The 13,887-nt window shown below is 39.2% G+C and carries 19 protein-coding genes; 8 read left to right on the forward strand and 11 right to left on the reverse strand.

Going from position 1 to position 13,887, the window contains the following annotated elements:
* Window positions 1-11: 11 nt before the first annotated feature.
* The gene (gene psb30, locus CA730_RS19720) at window positions 12-131 is read right to left on the reverse strand and encodes a photosystem II reaction center protein Ycf12/Psb30 (protein ID WP_096669873.1); all 120 of its coding nucleotides are present in this window, start codon (window positions 129-131) and stop codon (window positions 12-14) included.
* Window positions 132-437: 306 nt separating this feature from the next.
* Between psb30 and CA730_RS19725 the strand changes: the two genes are divergently transcribed.
* Window positions 438-788 (forward strand): YkgJ family cysteine cluster protein, encoded by a 351-nt coding sequence (locus CA730_RS19725; RefSeq protein WP_039202930.1) that lies wholly within the window; start codon window positions 438-440, stop codon window positions 786-788.
* A gap of 89 nt (window positions 789-877) precedes the next feature.
* Here CA730_RS19725 and CA730_RS19730 read toward each other — a convergent pair whose 3' ends face one another.
* Entirely contained in the window at window positions 878-1,105 is a 228-nt protein-coding gene (locus tag CA730_RS19730; protein ID WP_096669875.1) for a hypothetical protein, read from the reverse strand.
* A 137-nt stretch (window positions 1,106-1,242) separates the two neighbouring features.
* The gene (locus CA730_RS19735; RefSeq protein ID WP_231939892.1) at window positions 1,243-1,896 is read right to left on the reverse strand and encodes an AAA family ATPase; all 654 of its coding nucleotides are present in this window, start codon (window positions 1,894-1,896) and stop codon (window positions 1,243-1,245) included.
* Between the two features lie 364 nt (window positions 1,897-2,260).
* Here CA730_RS19735 and CA730_RS19740 point away from each other — a divergent pair, with 364 nt between their 5' ends.
* Window positions 2,261-2,638: a TMEM165/GDT1 family protein gene (locus tag CA730_RS19740; protein WP_096669877.1), complete on the forward strand. Its 378-nt coding sequence runs from the start codon at window positions 2,261-2,263 to the stop codon at window positions 2,636-2,638.
* Window positions 2,639-2,667: 29 nt separating this feature from the next.
* Window positions 2,668-2,949: a TMEM165/GDT1 family protein gene (locus tag CA730_RS19745; RefSeq protein WP_039202938.1), complete on the forward strand. Its 282-nt coding sequence runs from the start codon at window positions 2,668-2,670 to the stop codon at window positions 2,947-2,949.
* Window positions 2,950-2,973: 24 nt separating this feature from the next.
* Here CA730_RS19745 and CA730_RS19750 read toward each other — a convergent pair whose 3' ends face one another.
* From CA730_RS19750 to CA730_RS19760, 3 genes are all read right to left on the reverse strand, one after another.
* Window positions 2,974-3,459: a hypothetical protein gene (locus CA730_RS19750; RefSeq protein WP_096669879.1), complete on the reverse strand. Its 486-nt coding sequence runs from the start codon at window positions 3,457-3,459 to the stop codon at window positions 2,974-2,976.
* A 334-nt stretch (window positions 3,460-3,793) separates the two neighbouring features.
* A complete protein-coding gene (locus tag CA730_RS19755) occupies window positions 3,794-4,201 on the reverse strand; it encodes a DUF6575 domain-containing protein (RefSeq protein ID WP_027401800.1) in 408 nt (135 codons plus the stop codon).
* Between the two features lie 15 nt (window positions 4,202-4,216).
* Window positions 4,217-4,414: a hypothetical protein gene (locus tag CA730_RS19760; protein ID WP_157750026.1), complete on the reverse strand. Its 198-nt coding sequence runs from the start codon at window positions 4,412-4,414 to the stop codon at window positions 4,217-4,219.
* A 332-nt stretch (window positions 4,415-4,746) separates the two neighbouring features.
* Between CA730_RS19760 and CA730_RS19765 the strand changes: the two genes are divergently transcribed.
* Window positions 4,747-5,940, forward strand: coding sequence for a Coenzyme F420 hydrogenase/dehydrogenase, beta subunit C-terminal domain (locus CA730_RS19765; RefSeq protein WP_096669883.1), 1,194 nt, complete (start codon window positions 4,747-4,749; stop codon window positions 5,938-5,940).
* Window positions 5,941-5,994: 54 nt separating this feature from the next.
* Here the strand turns inward: CA730_RS19765 and CA730_RS19770 are convergent, their stop codons facing one another.
* Window positions 5,995-6,372 carry a GxxExxY protein gene (locus tag CA730_RS19770; protein ID WP_027401797.1) on the reverse strand — a complete coding sequence of 126 codons (378 nt, stop codon included), beginning with the start codon at window positions 6,370-6,372 and terminating at the stop codon, window positions 5,995-5,997.
* Window positions 6,373-6,409: 37 nt separating this feature from the next.
* Window positions 6,410-7,642, reverse strand: coding sequence for a methionine gamma-lyase family protein (locus tag CA730_RS19775; RefSeq protein WP_096671664.1), 1,233 nt, complete (start codon window positions 7,640-7,642; stop codon window positions 6,410-6,412).
* 86 nt (window positions 7,643-7,728) lie between these two features.
* Between CA730_RS19775 and CA730_RS19780 the strand changes: the two genes are divergently transcribed.
* The 4 genes from CA730_RS19780 to CA730_RS19795 all read left to right on the forward strand — a co-directional run bounded on the left by CA730_RS19780 (window position 7,729) and on the right by CA730_RS19795 (window position 11,810).
* Window positions 7,729-8,544, forward strand: coding sequence for an acyl-CoA desaturase (locus CA730_RS19780; RefSeq protein ID WP_096669885.1), 816 nt, complete (start codon window positions 7,729-7,731; stop codon window positions 8,542-8,544).
* A gap of 229 nt (window positions 8,545-8,773) precedes the next feature.
* Window positions 8,774-9,832, forward strand: coding sequence for a fatty acid desaturase (locus CA730_RS19785; RefSeq protein ID WP_096669887.1), 1,059 nt, complete (start codon window positions 8,774-8,776; stop codon window positions 9,830-9,832).
* A gap of 196 nt (window positions 9,833-10,028) precedes the next feature.
* Window positions 10,029-11,105 carry a fatty acid desaturase gene (locus CA730_RS19790; protein WP_096669889.1) on the forward strand — a complete coding sequence of 359 codons (1,077 nt, stop codon included), beginning with the start codon at window positions 10,029-10,031 and terminating at the stop codon, window positions 11,103-11,105.
* 162 nt (window positions 11,106-11,267) lie between these two features.
* A complete protein-coding gene (locus tag CA730_RS19795) occupies window positions 11,268-11,810 on the forward strand; it encodes a DUF3172 domain-containing protein (protein WP_027401792.1) in 543 nt (180 codons plus the stop codon).
* Window positions 11,811-11,913: 103 nt separating this feature from the next.
* Here the strand turns inward: CA730_RS19795 and CA730_RS19800 are convergent, their stop codons facing one another.
* From CA730_RS19800 to CA730_RS19810, 3 genes are all read right to left on the reverse strand, one after another.
* Window positions 11,914-12,642 carry a Bax inhibitor-1/YccA family protein gene (locus tag CA730_RS19800; protein ID WP_096669891.1) on the reverse strand — a complete coding sequence of 243 codons (729 nt, stop codon included), beginning with the start codon at window positions 12,640-12,642 and terminating at the stop codon, window positions 11,914-11,916.
* A gap of 102 nt (window positions 12,643-12,744) precedes the next feature.
* Window positions 12,745-13,416, reverse strand: a complete 672-nt coding sequence (locus CA730_RS19805) for an AMIN domain-containing protein (RefSeq protein WP_096669893.1) — start codon at window positions 13,414-13,416, stop codon at window positions 12,745-12,747.
* Window positions 13,417-13,613: 197 nt separating this feature from the next.
* Window positions 13,614-13,874 (reverse strand): hypothetical protein, encoded by a 261-nt coding sequence (locus CA730_RS19810; RefSeq protein ID WP_157750027.1) that lies wholly within the window; start codon window positions 13,872-13,874, stop codon window positions 13,614-13,616.
* Between the last annotated feature and the right edge of the window lie 13 nt (window positions 13,875-13,887).

Below are 13,887 nucleotides of genomic sequence, written 5' to 3' on the forward strand. Positions count from 1 at the left end.
CATGACCCAATCTACAGGTTGCCGTTGCGAAATGCTAGAACGAAGATTACTATAGGACCGGAAACCACGATTAGTCCCACGCAAGTTAACTGCAAGACAACTTCCCAATTGATGTTAGCTAAAATCTCCATTTTTTCCTCCCAATGATTTTAATGGTTTAAAAAGATTTAATAATTCAATCGTAAAACCCGCAACTTATCATATCTGTTTAGGGGATCTAAAATTTAATTTAGTTCACAAAATTATAGAAAAAGTCATAAAAAAGTAGAATATAGCAGGAGGTAGGGGCGCAGGGTCTGCGCCCTTTGTCAGCAGTCAGGAGTAAAATCCTTTTGTTGTCAGAGTTTCATGATTGATATCCTAATCACCCTATACAGGGGTATAACAGGAAGATTAACTATACATGGGTATAATAGGAAGATTAAAAGGTTAAAAATATGGCTACTTGGCAATGTATATCTCAGTGTGGTGCTTGCTGTAACCTAACACCAGCAGATCGTCCAGACTTAGAAGAGTATCTTTCACCACCGGATTTAGAACTTTATCTCAGTATGGTCGGCGAGGGGGGATGGTGCGTAAATTATGATCATGGTGCGCGGGAATGTAAAATCTACTCCACCCGTCCCCGGTTTTGTCGTGTGGTAGCAGAGACATTTGAAGAGATGTATGGAATTGAAGCGGAAGATGTCAACGATTTTGCCATTGATTGCTGTCGTCAGCAAATTGAGGGGGTTTATGGCGATCGCAGTTTAGAACAAATCCGTTTTGATCAAGCTGTCGGTTTTTGATTTAATTCATATAATTATTCTCTCATTGTGTTTTTAAGCGCAGTAATCAATGGGAGATTCACCTTGATGTACCTAAGTTTTGCTACTGCTTACAAAGTTTCTATGCGATCCCATATATCTAACAATAATTTCAAGCTAGATAAATGATTCATTGATTCACATCGCTTTTTTAACGCATCTAGATACTTTTTATCCGCTACAACTTTTGGATCTTTTTTACTGTAGGACAAACCAAATTCTGTGAGATATTCTTTGAGATAACGTTCATGAAATTTCGCTTTTGTCCTAAAAATATATCCAGGTGGAAAGGAGGACATTTCTTCAGGATCATTTACCAAAATATCGTAATATGCCTGAAACTCCGATAAAACTGGAGAACTTCCAATTGAACTGTATTCGTTAGGAATTTGGGCATTACCTAATGCCCATGTTTCAATACAGCAATGCTGAATTATTATATGAATCTCTGTTTTTGAGCTTTCTGTAAATAAAAAGCCTTTAAGACTGGCGGAAAATTAGCAAAAAATTCTTTAGAATTCTGAACTTCATCATCTTCAATATTAACTGGTATTTCAGAAGGATCAAAACCAAGTCCAATCATCGATTGTTGACGAGTTTCAAAGTTAAATATTAATCTCTCAAATGCTTTACGAACTGGAATAATCAAATCTTCTTCTGAAAGAAGAGTAATTGCACTTTCAGTTCTTTTCAATTTAGGCAATTTTTCATTATTAAATTTTGAATCTAAGCCACTGCGGAGAAGTATCTCTAATTCAGAATTATCATCATATCGAACTAGTTTTTCATACACAATTTCAGTCTGTTTTGACTCATTTACATTTAGAAGAATTTCTTCGTTTTTGATTGAGGAACTTTCTAATTCCCACCTATAATTTTGTCCTAAATGAGAGAAATTGATACTCCATTCTAAATCATCTAAGTTACGATTTCTACCTTTTGCAACATCACAAATCAAGTCAAGTGCCTTTAAAATTCTTGTCTTTCCAACTCCAGAACCACCGACAAGTAAATTTAGACTCTCAAATTTAACTTCCTCAATGTGCCAATTTTGCTTATTGTTAATGAATTTAAAACTCTGTATTTTCATTCTTCTTACTTTTCTTAATAAATAATTATATAGGGAATCTAAAAGAACTTCTTACATGAATATCTTCAATTCGCTCTATATCCGGTATTTTAGCACTCAAAGTTATGATCAGAGATTTTGTTTTAGATTACTTTTTAATATCATTAATTAAGCGCGTATTCTCATCAATAATCTTTATGCAAAAAATAAATGTTGCTATTTGCTTGATATTGCCTCTTGATGAGTATAAGCAGAGCGATCGCAGTTTGGAACAAATCCGTTTTGATCAAGCTGTCGGTTTTTGAGAAATCCAGTTGCAATTTATGACAACAATATGAGAAAATGAAAAGAATATGAAAACAACCTAGAGACAATATTAGCGCCTGTGAAACTTGATACTCCACCTGTCAGCATTTCCACCCTATCTGAAACTGAAAGCCAGTTACATCAGACCATACTCAAGGATCATCCCCAACCGAAAGAATCTGTATTTATGGTCTTTGGGACGACCTTCATTACAATTTTTCTCGCAGAAATTGGTGATAAAACCCAACTTTCCACCTTATTAATGAGTGCCGAATCTCATGCCCCTTGGGTGGTTTTTCTTGGTTCAGCGGTAGCATTAATTACTACCAGCCTACTGGGAGTATTATTAGGTGGTTGGATATCCACAAAACTTAGCCCGAAAACCGTCGAGAAATCAGCCGGGGTGATGTTGCTGCTAATTTCCCTGATGTTGGTGTGGGATGTGATTCAGGGTTAATACTTATAAATATTGTGAACTGGGGAATTATGAACTGGCATCTTTTAGGACTAAGCTTTGTCACAGTATTTCTATCAGAATTAGGTGATAAAAGTCAGTTAGCAGCGATCGCACTTTCTGGACAAGGACAATCTCGAAAAGCTATATTTTTTGGTACAGCGGGCGCTTTAGTATTAACAAGTCTCCTGGGCGCATTGGCTGGTGGTGCAGTGTCCCAATTCTTACCTACACGCATTTTAAAAGCGATCGCCGCCGTCGGTTTTGCCATCCTCGCCATCCGTCTATTATTACCCAACAGTGACGAGGAATAATTCAAAAAGCAAAAAACTCTGACTTTAAGCTTCCCGCCAACACCAATTTAAAAGCACACCTCCTCCGACCACCTTCAAGACTTCCAACAGAAAATAACCGCCGTGCAATAAATTCATTGTTGGTGGCATTGAATCACGAGGGAGTAGGCTAAAATTAGCCCCCAGAGCGCACATTTGGGGAGTTAGGAAATAAGTATCTAGAAATACGATTATTAACAGAAGTCCAGATAAAGCAATGATACCCAAACGCCAATTAGATTGAGTTTTGCTAATAGCTAACACAGCAGTTAAAACCACAGCAGCAGACAATAATTCTAAGCGATTAAAATTCCCAAAAACCACATAACCGACTGTAGAAAAATTTGCCTCATTCATCATCCCAGCAACAGCAAGACTAGGCATAATTACCCAATCTAACACCAGACTAGCACTCAGCCAAAAGCCCAAAGTCAACAGAATAGCTGTTTGCCAAGTTGACCTTTTCAAATCGAGGTTAGAAATAGCGTTCATAAGAATAATTGCTTTGTTGTATTCTTAGAGTCTAACTAAAACAATGATTTTGACAACAAATATCAATTAACTGTTACAAACCAAAAAATAGCGTTATTAAAGCGGTTTCAGACGATTTTGTAAACAAATTTGAAGTTTGATTAACAAATAATTCAAAAATCTGCAAAACTTAATGTCTTTGCGCCCAGAAAATCCAATTCAATAGATTGACTGTTTTAGTATTTAAGATTTGCTAATGCTAACCAAAATTCTATATCTGCTGTAAGCATAAAGATTCTTATCAGATAGTTTTTAATTGAGTTTTGTAGTTTTTATAGATACTTGTATTTTTAAATTAAATCTTGATTTTTTCCTTATTTTCCAGAGGAAAAGCTGCATCGGAAAAATCAATAGTTTCCCCAGATACAGGTAAACATTCATCACTGAGATTTTCACAAAATATAATTTCTACAACATCCCAATTATCATTTTCAGGAATTATAGCTTGATAAATAAAACCATCTTCTGATTTTCTAAAAGCATCATATAAATCAATATTACCAGAACGAATATTTTTTAATCTTCCTTTTGACATGGGAGAATAAAGCCAAGTTTTATGATCTGGTGTTTCATCTATCCAAACAGCAAAAAAAATCTGTCCTGAAGCATTTTGACAGCTAAATAAACAGGGAAAATCATAATATTCATAGATTTCAATAATTTCTAGGTTTACTAGCGGTGGGTATTGTGGTAGTAATTTCATAGATGAACCTCATGTTTAGTCAGGATAAGCAATGTTAACAATTTCAAAATTTCGCCAAGGTTCTTGATTAACTGGAAACCACCAAGTATGATGATCATTACCTGTTTTCCTGGAAGGTGTGTTTAATATTTTTTCTATAACTCCACAAACAGCATTAATCATCTGCTCTCTATCTTCCGATTTCCATTTGCTATTTGATTTAAGTTTACCCATACATGAAGTTGCAACTCCTTCCATTAACTGGGCTAATTTCTGGTAATTCTGTATCTTTTTATTTTTCTCTAATTATAATTTTATATCACTAAAAGTCCTTAGTTCTGTGTCATTCTCCGCGCCTTTGCGTCTCTGTGCGAAACAGAATCTTAATCTTCCAGTTTATCAGCCACCGCCTCCTGTCTTGTGTTTCCATAAGCCAACACACCAGAAAATCAATCACTATCCGCAATAAAGGGTTCATTTTCCTCTTGTTCAAGTTCTATTTTCAAGTTCACATCCCCAAACGGTAAGGTAATAAAAGCCATATTTAGTAAAAATAAACAAAATAGATGACATCCATAGAATCCCACAAAAAAGCCAAAGCCCTCAAACCCGGAAGCGTGCGCCCCGCCAAAGAACTATGTAGCGAATGCGGACTATGCGACACCTACTATATCCACTACGTCAAAGAAGCCTGCGCCTTCATTACCCAAAGAATAGACGAACTAGAAACCAGCGCCCATAAACGCCCCCGCAACCTCGAAAACGAAAACGAACTCTACTTTGGAGTTCATCAAGAAATGATGTCCGCCAGAAAACAACAACCCATAGAAGGCGCACAATGGACAGGAATAGTGAGCAGCATAGCCATAGAAATGCTCAATCGTGGCTTAGTAGAAGGCGTAGTCTGCGTCCAAAACAGCAAAGAAGACCGCTTTCAACCCATGCCTATCATAGCGCGAACCCCCGAAGAAATACTAGCAGCCAAAGTCAATAAACCCACCCTATCCCCCAACCTATCCGTATTAGAACAGATAGAAAAATCGGGAATGAAACGGTTATTAGTGATTGGAGTAGGTTGTCAAATCCAAGCATTACGAGCCGTTGAGAAAAAACTTGGACTAGAAAAACTCTACGTACTAGGAACACCCTGCGTAGATAACGTTACCCGCGCCGGACTGCAAAAATTCCTAGAAACCACCAGCCGTTCCCCCGAAACAGTCGTCAGCTACGAATTTATGCAAGACTTCCGAGTCCACTTCAAACACGAAGACGGTTCAGAAGAAACAGTCCCCTTCTTCGGCTTAAAAACCAACGTCCTCAAAGACATCTTCGCCCCATCATGTATGAGTTGCTTCGATTACGTCAACTCCCTCGCTGATATCGTCGTCGGGTATATGGGCGCACCTTACCAATGGCAATGGATAGTAGTCAGAAACGATACAGGCAAAGAAATGCTCGAACTGGTAAAAGACCAACTCAACACCCAGCCCGTCACGTCCCAAGGAAACCGGAAACCAGCAGTACAGCAAAGCATACCAGCTTATGATCAAGCCGTCACCTTACCCATGTGGGCAGCGAAATTAATGGGTGTGGTGATAGATAAGATTGGCCCCAAAGGACTGGAATATGCGAGATTTTCCATAGATTCCCACTTTGCGAGAAATTATTTGTATGTGAAGCGGAATCATGGAGAGAAATTAGAAGCTCATGTACCGGAGTTTGCGAAGCGGATAGTGGAGCAGTATAAGTTACCGGAATAAGGTCTCACGCAAAGGCGCAAAGACGCAAAGGGAAGAAGCGTCTTTGTCCTGAGTTTATAGGTTGTTCGCAATGCGGGAGATTCCGTCTTTGATGAGAAATGATCCGAAGTTTATGAGTAAACCAAGGCGTTTATCAGCGAGACGAAGGTAAGTTAATAGTTGTTTTTTATGCACCGGGTGAACTGTTTCTACAGATTTAAGTTCGATAATAACTTTGTTTTCAACTATTAAATCAGCCCGAAAACCTATCTCTAGATGAACATCTTCATAAACTACAGGTATGGGTTGCTCCGCTTTTACCTGCAATCCTCGCTTTCCTAACTCATATTCCAGAACAGACTGGTAAACAGATTCCAACAAACCTGCTCCCAACTTCGTATGAATTTTATACGCAGCATCAACAACCTCCCTTGCAATCTCATTCTCATTCATTTTCTTACCTTTGCGCCTTTGCGCCTTTGCGTGAGGATTATTCTATATTTATCACCGCCTCAATAGCCGCTTGTAAAGCAAGAGATACATGAGTCCAATGAGTCCCCCCTTGGCAATAAACCACATAAGGTTCTCGCAATGGACCATCTGCTGATAACTCTAAGGTACTGCCTTCGATAAATGTCCCCCCAGCCATGACTACTTGGCTTTCGTAGCCTGGCATATCGTCGGGTATGGGTTCCAGGTAAGAACCGATGGGGGAATGCTGCTGTATGGCTTTGCAGAAGGCGATTAGTTTTTTGGCTGAACCGAGTTTAATGGCTTGAATCACATCTCCTCTGGGTGCTAATGGTGGGGGGTTGACTGGATAACCCAGTTTGTCAAATACATAACCTGTTAGGTATGTTCCTTTCATCGCTTCCCCTACCATCTGCGGGGCTAAAAATAATCCTTGGAATAACAGGCGATTTTGATCGAAGGTTGCTCCGCCTTCGCTACCAATTCCGGGGGCTGTCAGTCTACAAGCGGCGGCTTCTACTAGGTCTGCTCGTCCGGCTATATAACCACCTGCACTCACGACTGTACCTCCAGGATTTTTAATCAATGACCCGGCCATGAGGTCAGCACCAATATGGGTTGGTTCTTGGGTTTCTATGAATTCGCCGTAGCAGTTGTCTACAAAACAAACGGTGTGAGGATTTTGCTGTTTGACGATGTGGACAATTTTTTCTATGTCGCCTATGGAAAGGCTTGTCCGCCATGAATATCCGCAGGAACGTTGAATCAATACTAACTTTGTGTTGTCGGTAATGCTAGAGCCTAAGTTTTGCCAATCTATTTTTCCTTGATCAGTTAATTCCAATTGGCGGTATTTTATGCCAAAATCAATAAGAGAACCTTGGCCTTGTCCTCTCAAGCCAATTACCTCTTCCAAAGTATCGTAGGGAGAACCGACTACTGCTAACATTTCATCCCCAGGACGAAGTACACCATACAGCGCACAAGCGATCGCATGAGTTCCCGAAACAAACTGCACTCGCACCACCGCAGATTCAGCACCCATCACTTGGGCAAAAACTTTATCTAAGGTTTCTCGTCCTAAATCATCGTGTCCGTAGCCACTGACACCAGCAAAATGGTGTGCGCCTACTCGGTGATGACGAAAGGCATCTAATACTCGTTTAAGATTATGCTTGACCTGAGCGTCAATACCAGAAAAAATTTCTAATAGTGCCTGTTCTGCTTCCCGCAGCTGTTCAAAGCTGTTCATCTTTTCCTCATTGAAAAACATAAAATAGATATGCGGATTCTAGGATCGCGCAGACTAGGCTGAACAATTTCTATTCAGGTTACTGCATGACAATTGCTACTTCTAAACCTCACATTAACTGGGTTAATACCCTATTTTTCGTTGCATTGCACGTCGGCGCTCTTTTTGCCTTAATTCCTAGCAATTTTAGCTGGAGGGCAGTGGGTGTTGCTTTATTGCTTTATTGGGTGACTGGAGGTTTAGGTATTACTTTGGGATATCACCGTCTTGTCACTCATCGTAGTTTTCAAACACCCAAATGGTTAGAGTATGTCTTGGTAATTTTTGGGACACTATCTTGTGAAGGTGGTCCAATTGAATGGGTGGGTACACATCGTATTCACCACTTACATTCTGATACTGAATCAGATCCCCATGATTCCAATCAAGGTTTCTGGTGGAGTCACATGGGTTGGATGATTCATTTTGCGCCCGCTCACGATCAAGTTCCTCGCTTCACTAAAGACATTATTGATGACCCAGTTTATCAGTTTTTACAGAAAAATTTCATTTTCTTACAAATCGCCTTGGGCTTAGTTCTCTATTTTATAGGTGGCTGGCCAATGGTGGTTTGGGGAATTTTTGTGCGGATTATTTGGGTTTATCACTGTACTTGGTTGGTAAATAGTGCTACTCATAAATTCGGATACCGCACTTATGAATCTGGTGATAGATCAACTAATTGTTGGTGGGTTGCTATTCTCGTATTTGGTGAAGGTTGGCACAATAACCACCATGCTTTTCAATATTCTGCCCGTCATGGTTTGGAATGGTGGGAAATTGATATGACTTGGATGACTATTCAGTTATTACAATTACTAGGTCTAGCAACAAACGTAAAGCTGGCAGAGAAAAAAGCATAAGCATATTTCTTGCTCAAAGTCAATAGTTTTATAGTCAATTTTTGGCTGAAAACTATTGACTTTTTGTGTGTAAATAAAGCAATTTTTAATTTGAAATTTTTAATTGCTGAATATCTATCCTAAGTTGTTCTTAGGTTGCTATAATCTCAGAAATTAATGTTACAAAACTTTGCAGCAAGTTACGTTTTTTAGTAACGTTGTGCTGCAGTCTGTTGTTTTTCAGGTATTCATGACTACATCAATCATCAAAAGTCAGGAAATAGCGGTCTCCACAGACCTGGGCAAAGACCAAATAAAACTAAAGCATATTATCAAAAGCCTGCCCAAGGAATGTTTTCAGAAAAATAGCCGCAAAGCGTGGACAACTGTAGTTCTCAGTTTATCTATGGCTGCATTAGGCTATTATTGCATCGCAATTTCCCCTTGGTTTCTTTTACCCCTAGCTTGGATTTTTACAGGAACTGCTTTAACAGGTTTTTTTGTTATTGGTCACGATTGTGGTCATCGTTCATTTGCCAACCGTCGCTGGGTAAATGATTTAGTGGGACATTTTTTCATGATGTTCTTAATTTACCCGTTTCATAGCTGGCGCATTAAACATAATCATCACCATAAACATACTAACAAGCTGGACGAAGACAACGCTTGGCATCCTATTAGAACAGAAGTTTTTGCAGGTTGGTCTAAGAATAGACAATCTGCCTTTGAGTTGTTTATGCGTCAACGTCTCTGGTGGGTCGGTTCTATTGGCCATTGGGCAGTTGTGCATTTTGATTGGCGCAATTTTCAGAAAAAAGACCAAGCTAATGTCAAACTTTCTGTGGCTGTAGTTGCAGCTTTTGCCGCTATTGTTTTCCCAACTTTGATTATTACAACTGGTGTTTGGGGCTTTGTTAAATTCTGGTTTATTCCCTGGATGGTTTACCATTTCTGGATGAGTACCTTCACTATTGTTCACCACACTCTTCCAGATGTTCCTTTTTCAACTGCTGATAAGTGGAATGAAGCCTTAGCACAGTTATTTGGGACAATTCATTGTGATTACCCTCAGTGGGTAGAAGTTCTTTGTCACGATATTAATGTTCATGTTCCCCATCATATTTCTACTGCTATTCCTTCCTATAATTTACGGTTGGCTTACAGTAGTATCAAAGAAAATTGGAGTCCTTATCTCCATGATGAATATAAGTTCTCTTGGGATTTGATGAAAGAAATCACTAATCAATGTCAACTCTACAAAACTGATATTGGTTATACTACTTTTGACGCATACCGGGCAGCTAAATAATTAAGAATAAGTGATGAATTTAGAAAGTATAAAGTTGTTAATTACTTACTTTTACTTTCATCACCAGTTCTTTTAGCTTGGCAATTAACCACATTTAAGAATGTTGAGGAAAATTGCCAATATTTCTCTGTTTAAATTCCAGTGGTAACTGAATATTACCTCACAGTTAATTGATAATTTACAATCAACCAATCCAGTGCAATTAGATACAATCCAGTTTAATCAAGACCCTATTTCTCAATCTGCTCAAGGTCAAGAGAAATTACCCTTTACTCTTCAGGATTTAAAGGCTGCTATTCCCGCTGAATGTTTTCAGCCTAGTGTGACTAAATCGCTTTATTATTTCTTTCGTGACGTTCTGATTGTGGGACTGCTGTATGCAGTTGCCAATTATCTGGATTCTTGGTATTTTTGGCCAGTTTTTTGGGTCATGCAAGGAACAATGTTTTGGGCTTTATTTGTAGTTGGTCATGACTGCGGACACCAATCTTTTTCTAAGCATAAATGGTTGAATGATTTAGTTGGTCATATTACCCATACTTTCATTCTCGTTCCTTATCATGGTTGGAGAATTAGCCACAGAACCCACCACAAAAATACGGGCAGCTTAGAGAATGATGAAAGCTGGTATCCCGTCTCTGAATCTGAGTATGATGAGATGCCTTTAGCGCAAAGAATAGGGCGTTTTTATCTGTTCTTATTGGCTTATCCAGTGTATTTATTCAAGCGTTCTCCTGGTAAAGAAGGTTCTCACTTTTCACCTAGCAGCCCGCTGTTTAAGCCTTCAGAAAAATGGGACATTATCACCAGCACCACACTTTGGATTAGTATGGCAGTTTTGTTAGGTTTATTCACCTATCAATTTGGTTGGATGGCGTTGTTAAAATACTACGCTGGACCCTACATTGTCTTTATCATTTGGTTAGATATGGTGACTTTCTTGCACCACACTGAACCTGGTATTCCTTGGTATCGTGGGGAAGAATGGACTTTCCTGAAAGGGGCAATTTCTAGTGTTGACCGAGATTATGGGATTTTTAACCATATTCATCATGATATCGGTACTCATGTTGCTCACCACATTTTCTTGAATATGCCTCATTACAATTTGTTAAAAGCGACTGAAGCAATTAAACCAATTATGGGTGAGTATTTCCATGAATCCAAAGAACCAGTTTGGAAGTCTCTGTGGAATTCTGCTATTGGTTGTCATTTTGTTCCCGATACAGGTAGTAAGGTTTACTACACTTCTAAGAGTCAGAATGTCAAGTAATCGGTAAAATATTTAAATCTAGGAAGTCCGCTAATGCGGGCTTTTTTTTATTTTATATTTTCCTTAAAATTGAAAATAGGGGATAATTATCCTTAAGACTCGGCATACTGAATAAGGGAGAAATTAAAAAACCACTCTTGGGACGAAGGTAATAAAGCGAAAATGAGACGTAAATCTGCTAATAATAGACCAACTAATCCGTCTAAACCCTCTATGTTCCAATCCCCGGTGTTTAACTTCGTCACCATTGCCATTTTTGGAGCGGTGCTGATTTTGGGAATTGGGATTGGGATTGCGTTTAGTTCGACAACTACATTGAGTTCATCAAATGTGGCTTCCCGTGAGTTTATTGATACTAGAGCGCCAAATCCTGAGATTTGTGTGCAGTATGGATCTAGTGCAATGGTGATGGATGCCAGACTCTTTGTAACTCTTAATCCCTTTAATGTCTTTGTTGCCCAGCCGAATATCCGCCCTGGATGTGTAATTCGTCAAAATAACTGGGCTATTTTAGAAAATAAAAAACTGGTAACTTCAGACCAGGTGCGAGAATGTAAGAATCGTCTCAATACCTTTGGGTTTACAGGGGACTTAAATAGTGAAAAGCCAGATATTAGATGTATTTATCAAAATGAATCGGCTCAAAATTTCTTTTTATCTCAACCGGGGGCTGTGGGAAGTCCTCAAGATACGGAAAGATTTTAAATATAGGAGTCAGGAGTCGGGAGGAAGAAGGTTAAAGATTTTTCTTTCCCTTTTCCCTTTTCCTGTTTCCTGACAAATTTGAGTTTTCTCTGCCTAAATATACTTAATCACGACCATTGATAGCAATAAGCAAACGTAAGATAAAGACGAATAAGTTGATGTAGGTAAGGTACATTGACAAAGCTGCTGGCAAATATTCATCATTGCGATAAGTGCGAGGCAAGATGTAGAAATCAACTACTGATGCTCCTGCAAAGAGAAATACACCCAAACCAGAGATGCCGATTTCTAACCAACTGGGTGTATAAACACCAAACAAGGCAAAGACAAATTGGAGAAGACAAACCACTAATAAGGCAACAATGCCCAAACTAACGGTTTTTGTCAACGCCATCCCATCTGCTTCCGAAAGATTAGAACCGATTTTTCGGGCAGCAATGAAGGTAATTCCACAACTAAGAGCAGCAATAGCAATACCTTGAATACCTACCCCTTGGGTTCTCAAAGCCACAAATACCAAGCCACTCAATGTGTATCCAGATAACAGACTGTAAATACCCAACAGGGGTAACGCTAAAGCTTTGTTACCTTTGGATGCGACATTTTGGGCAACGAAGAACAAAATTAATTCGAGAATTACCGCCCCAATTAAGGTAGGAAAAAAGAGTCCGGGGTTAGTGCGGATAATGCCTAAACCACCATAAGTTCCCAATGCAGTCAGGACTAATCCACCACCGACATAGGGGAGGGCGTTAGCGATGACATTAGGTCCAACGATTCCATGAGTTCTCGCCTCACGGAAAGCTTCACGAAAATTACTGGTATTACTCATGTCTAAAAACTACCAAAGTATATGGAAACTGAGGAAAATAATCTGCTGATTTCTATTTTTACAAATTTTTGGGTTAAGAAACCAGTGGGTAAATCTGTGAATCTAAAATTTTCGTATGGGTAAAGGTTGACCAAATTCGATCATGGGAATTTCTTTAGGGTTATTTGGGGAACTGTTTTTGTTTTCTTCAGGTGTGGGCAACATTGCGGGAGGAAGGGGGGAATTGACGATGGGTGATGGGTTTTGAGAATTTAGGGGTGGGACTGTGATTAAGGGTTGTTGAGAGTTAGTGGTAAAATTTGTGGATGGTGGTAGGGTGGTGGAAGGTGTGTTTAAGAGACTGTTGGCTGGAGAAAAGGTAAGATGAGGATTGAATATCCAGCGCGTGGGTTTTTGTCGAGAAAGAGGTTGAAGTTGTACTTGGTTGGGTTGGAATTTGGTTCCTGGTGCGATATCAAGGACTATTCGGGTCATATTGGGGTTAAGTTGAGAAATACGAATTCTCTGAATTGCGCCTGAATATTCTTTTTGAGTGAGGACTTTACCTAATTTGGTATTAGGTAAATCGAGAACTATTCGTGGTGGTTGCATCAGTTGGAAATATTGGGGTTTTGCAGTTGCGGAGAGATTAATTTCTAATTGCTGGGATTTGGGGTTAAATTCCCAATTATTTAGTTGTGCGATTGGTTGGGCAATACTGATAGGGGTGAAAGCAATCAAACTAAATAAGCTCACCCCTATACATGGAAGAATTTGATTAGTTCTAGTTTTCATAATTTGGTTGTTTGGGGTTGGGATATTTAGCACAGACTACGCAACATTAGAAAAATTGACGTGACGGTAATTAAATTGTCTGATAGCGTAGCGTGGCGCAAGCCATATCAGGATTTCCAGGATGAGGTATCCGGTGGTTAATTGGTGGCGATCGCTCTGGGAAATTGTCTGAATCAGGATTTCCGGGATTTCAGGATTTACAGGATGAGGTATCCGGTGGTTAATTGGTAGCGATCGCTGTGGGAATTTGTCTGAGAAGTATTGTCTAGGATAGCATTTGAGAAATTGGTCGGGTCAATACCCAGGAAATCCTCCAAACTACCAGTACCACCACTGGTTTCAACCGTATTCAATGAACCTGAGTAAATAACTGTGTTGTTACTAGTAACATCTCCAATGGAGTTAAAAGTGTTTAAATTAACTAAGTTGATGGAGTAAGCAGGAGCAGAGATTGCCATGGAACTGATACCA

This window comes from Dolichospermum compactum NIES-806 (assembly GCF_002368115.1).
Taxonomy (GTDB): Bacteria; Cyanobacteriota; Cyanobacteriia; order Cyanobacteriales; family Nostocaceae; genus Dolichospermum; species Dolichospermum compactum.

Bases quoted from the DNA above. Each gene is read 5' to 3' on its own strand.
- CA730_RS19775 (WP_096671664.1), bottom strand. From the start codon at position 7,642: ATGAACAGCTTTGAACAGCTGCGGGAAGCAGAACAGGCACTATTAGAA.
- psb30 (WP_096669873.1), bottom strand. From the start codon at position 131: ATGGAGATTTTAGCTAACATCAATTGGGAAGTTGTCTTGCAGTTAACT.
- CA730_RS19750 (WP_096669879.1), bottom strand. From the start codon at position 3,459: ATGAACGCTATTTCTAACCTCGATTTGAAAAGGTCAACTTGGCAAACA.
- CA730_RS19730 (WP_096669875.1), bottom strand. From the start codon at position 1,105: ATGTCCTCCTTTCCACCTGGATATATTTTTAGGACAAAAGCGAAATTT.
- CA730_RS19780 (WP_096669885.1), top strand. From the start codon at position 7,729: ATGACAATTGCTACTTCTAAACCTCACATTAACTGGGTTAATACCCTA.
- CA730_RS19800 (WP_096669891.1), bottom strand. From the start codon at position 12,642: ATGAGTAATACCAGTAATTTTCGTGAAGCTTTCCGTGAGGCGAGAACT.
- CA730_RS19795 (WP_027401792.1), top strand. From the start codon at position 11,268: ATGAGACGTAAATCTGCTAATAATAGACCAACTAATCCGTCTAAACCC.
- CA730_RS19760 (WP_157750026.1), bottom strand. From the start codon at position 4,414: ATGGGTAAACTTAAATCAAATAGCAAATGGAAATCGGAAGATAGAGAG.
- CA730_RS19735 (WP_231939892.1), bottom strand. From the start codon at position 1,896: ATGAAAATACAGAGTTTTAAATTCATTAACAATAAGCAAAATTGGCAC.
- CA730_RS19785 (WP_096669887.1), top strand. From the start codon at position 8,774: ATGACTACATCAATCATCAAAAGTCAGGAAATAGCGGTCTCCACAGAC.
- CA730_RS19765 (WP_096669883.1), top strand. From the start codon at position 4,747: ATGACATCCATAGAATCCCACAAAAAAGCCAAAGCCCTCAAACCCGGA.
- CA730_RS19805 (WP_096669893.1), bottom strand. From the start codon at position 13,416: ATGAAAACTAGAACTAATCAAATTCTTCCATGTATAGGGGTGAGCTTA.
- CA730_RS19745 (WP_039202938.1), top strand. From the start codon at position 2,668: ATGAACTGGCATCTTTTAGGACTAAGCTTTGTCACAGTATTTCTATCA.
- CA730_RS19810 (WP_157750027.1), bottom strand. From the start codon at position 13,874: ATGGCAATCTCTGCTCCTGCTTACTCCATCAACTTAGTTAATTTAAAC.
- CA730_RS19755 (WP_027401800.1), bottom strand. From the start codon at position 4,201: ATGAAATTACTACCACAATACCCACCGCTAGTAAACCTAGAAATTATT.
- CA730_RS19770 (WP_027401797.1), bottom strand. From the start codon at position 6,372: ATGAATGAGAATGAGATTGCAAGGGAGGTTGTTGATGCTGCGTATAAA.
- CA730_RS19725 (WP_039202930.1), top strand. From the start codon at position 438: ATGGCTACTTGGCAATGTATATCTCAGTGTGGTGCTTGCTGTAACCTA.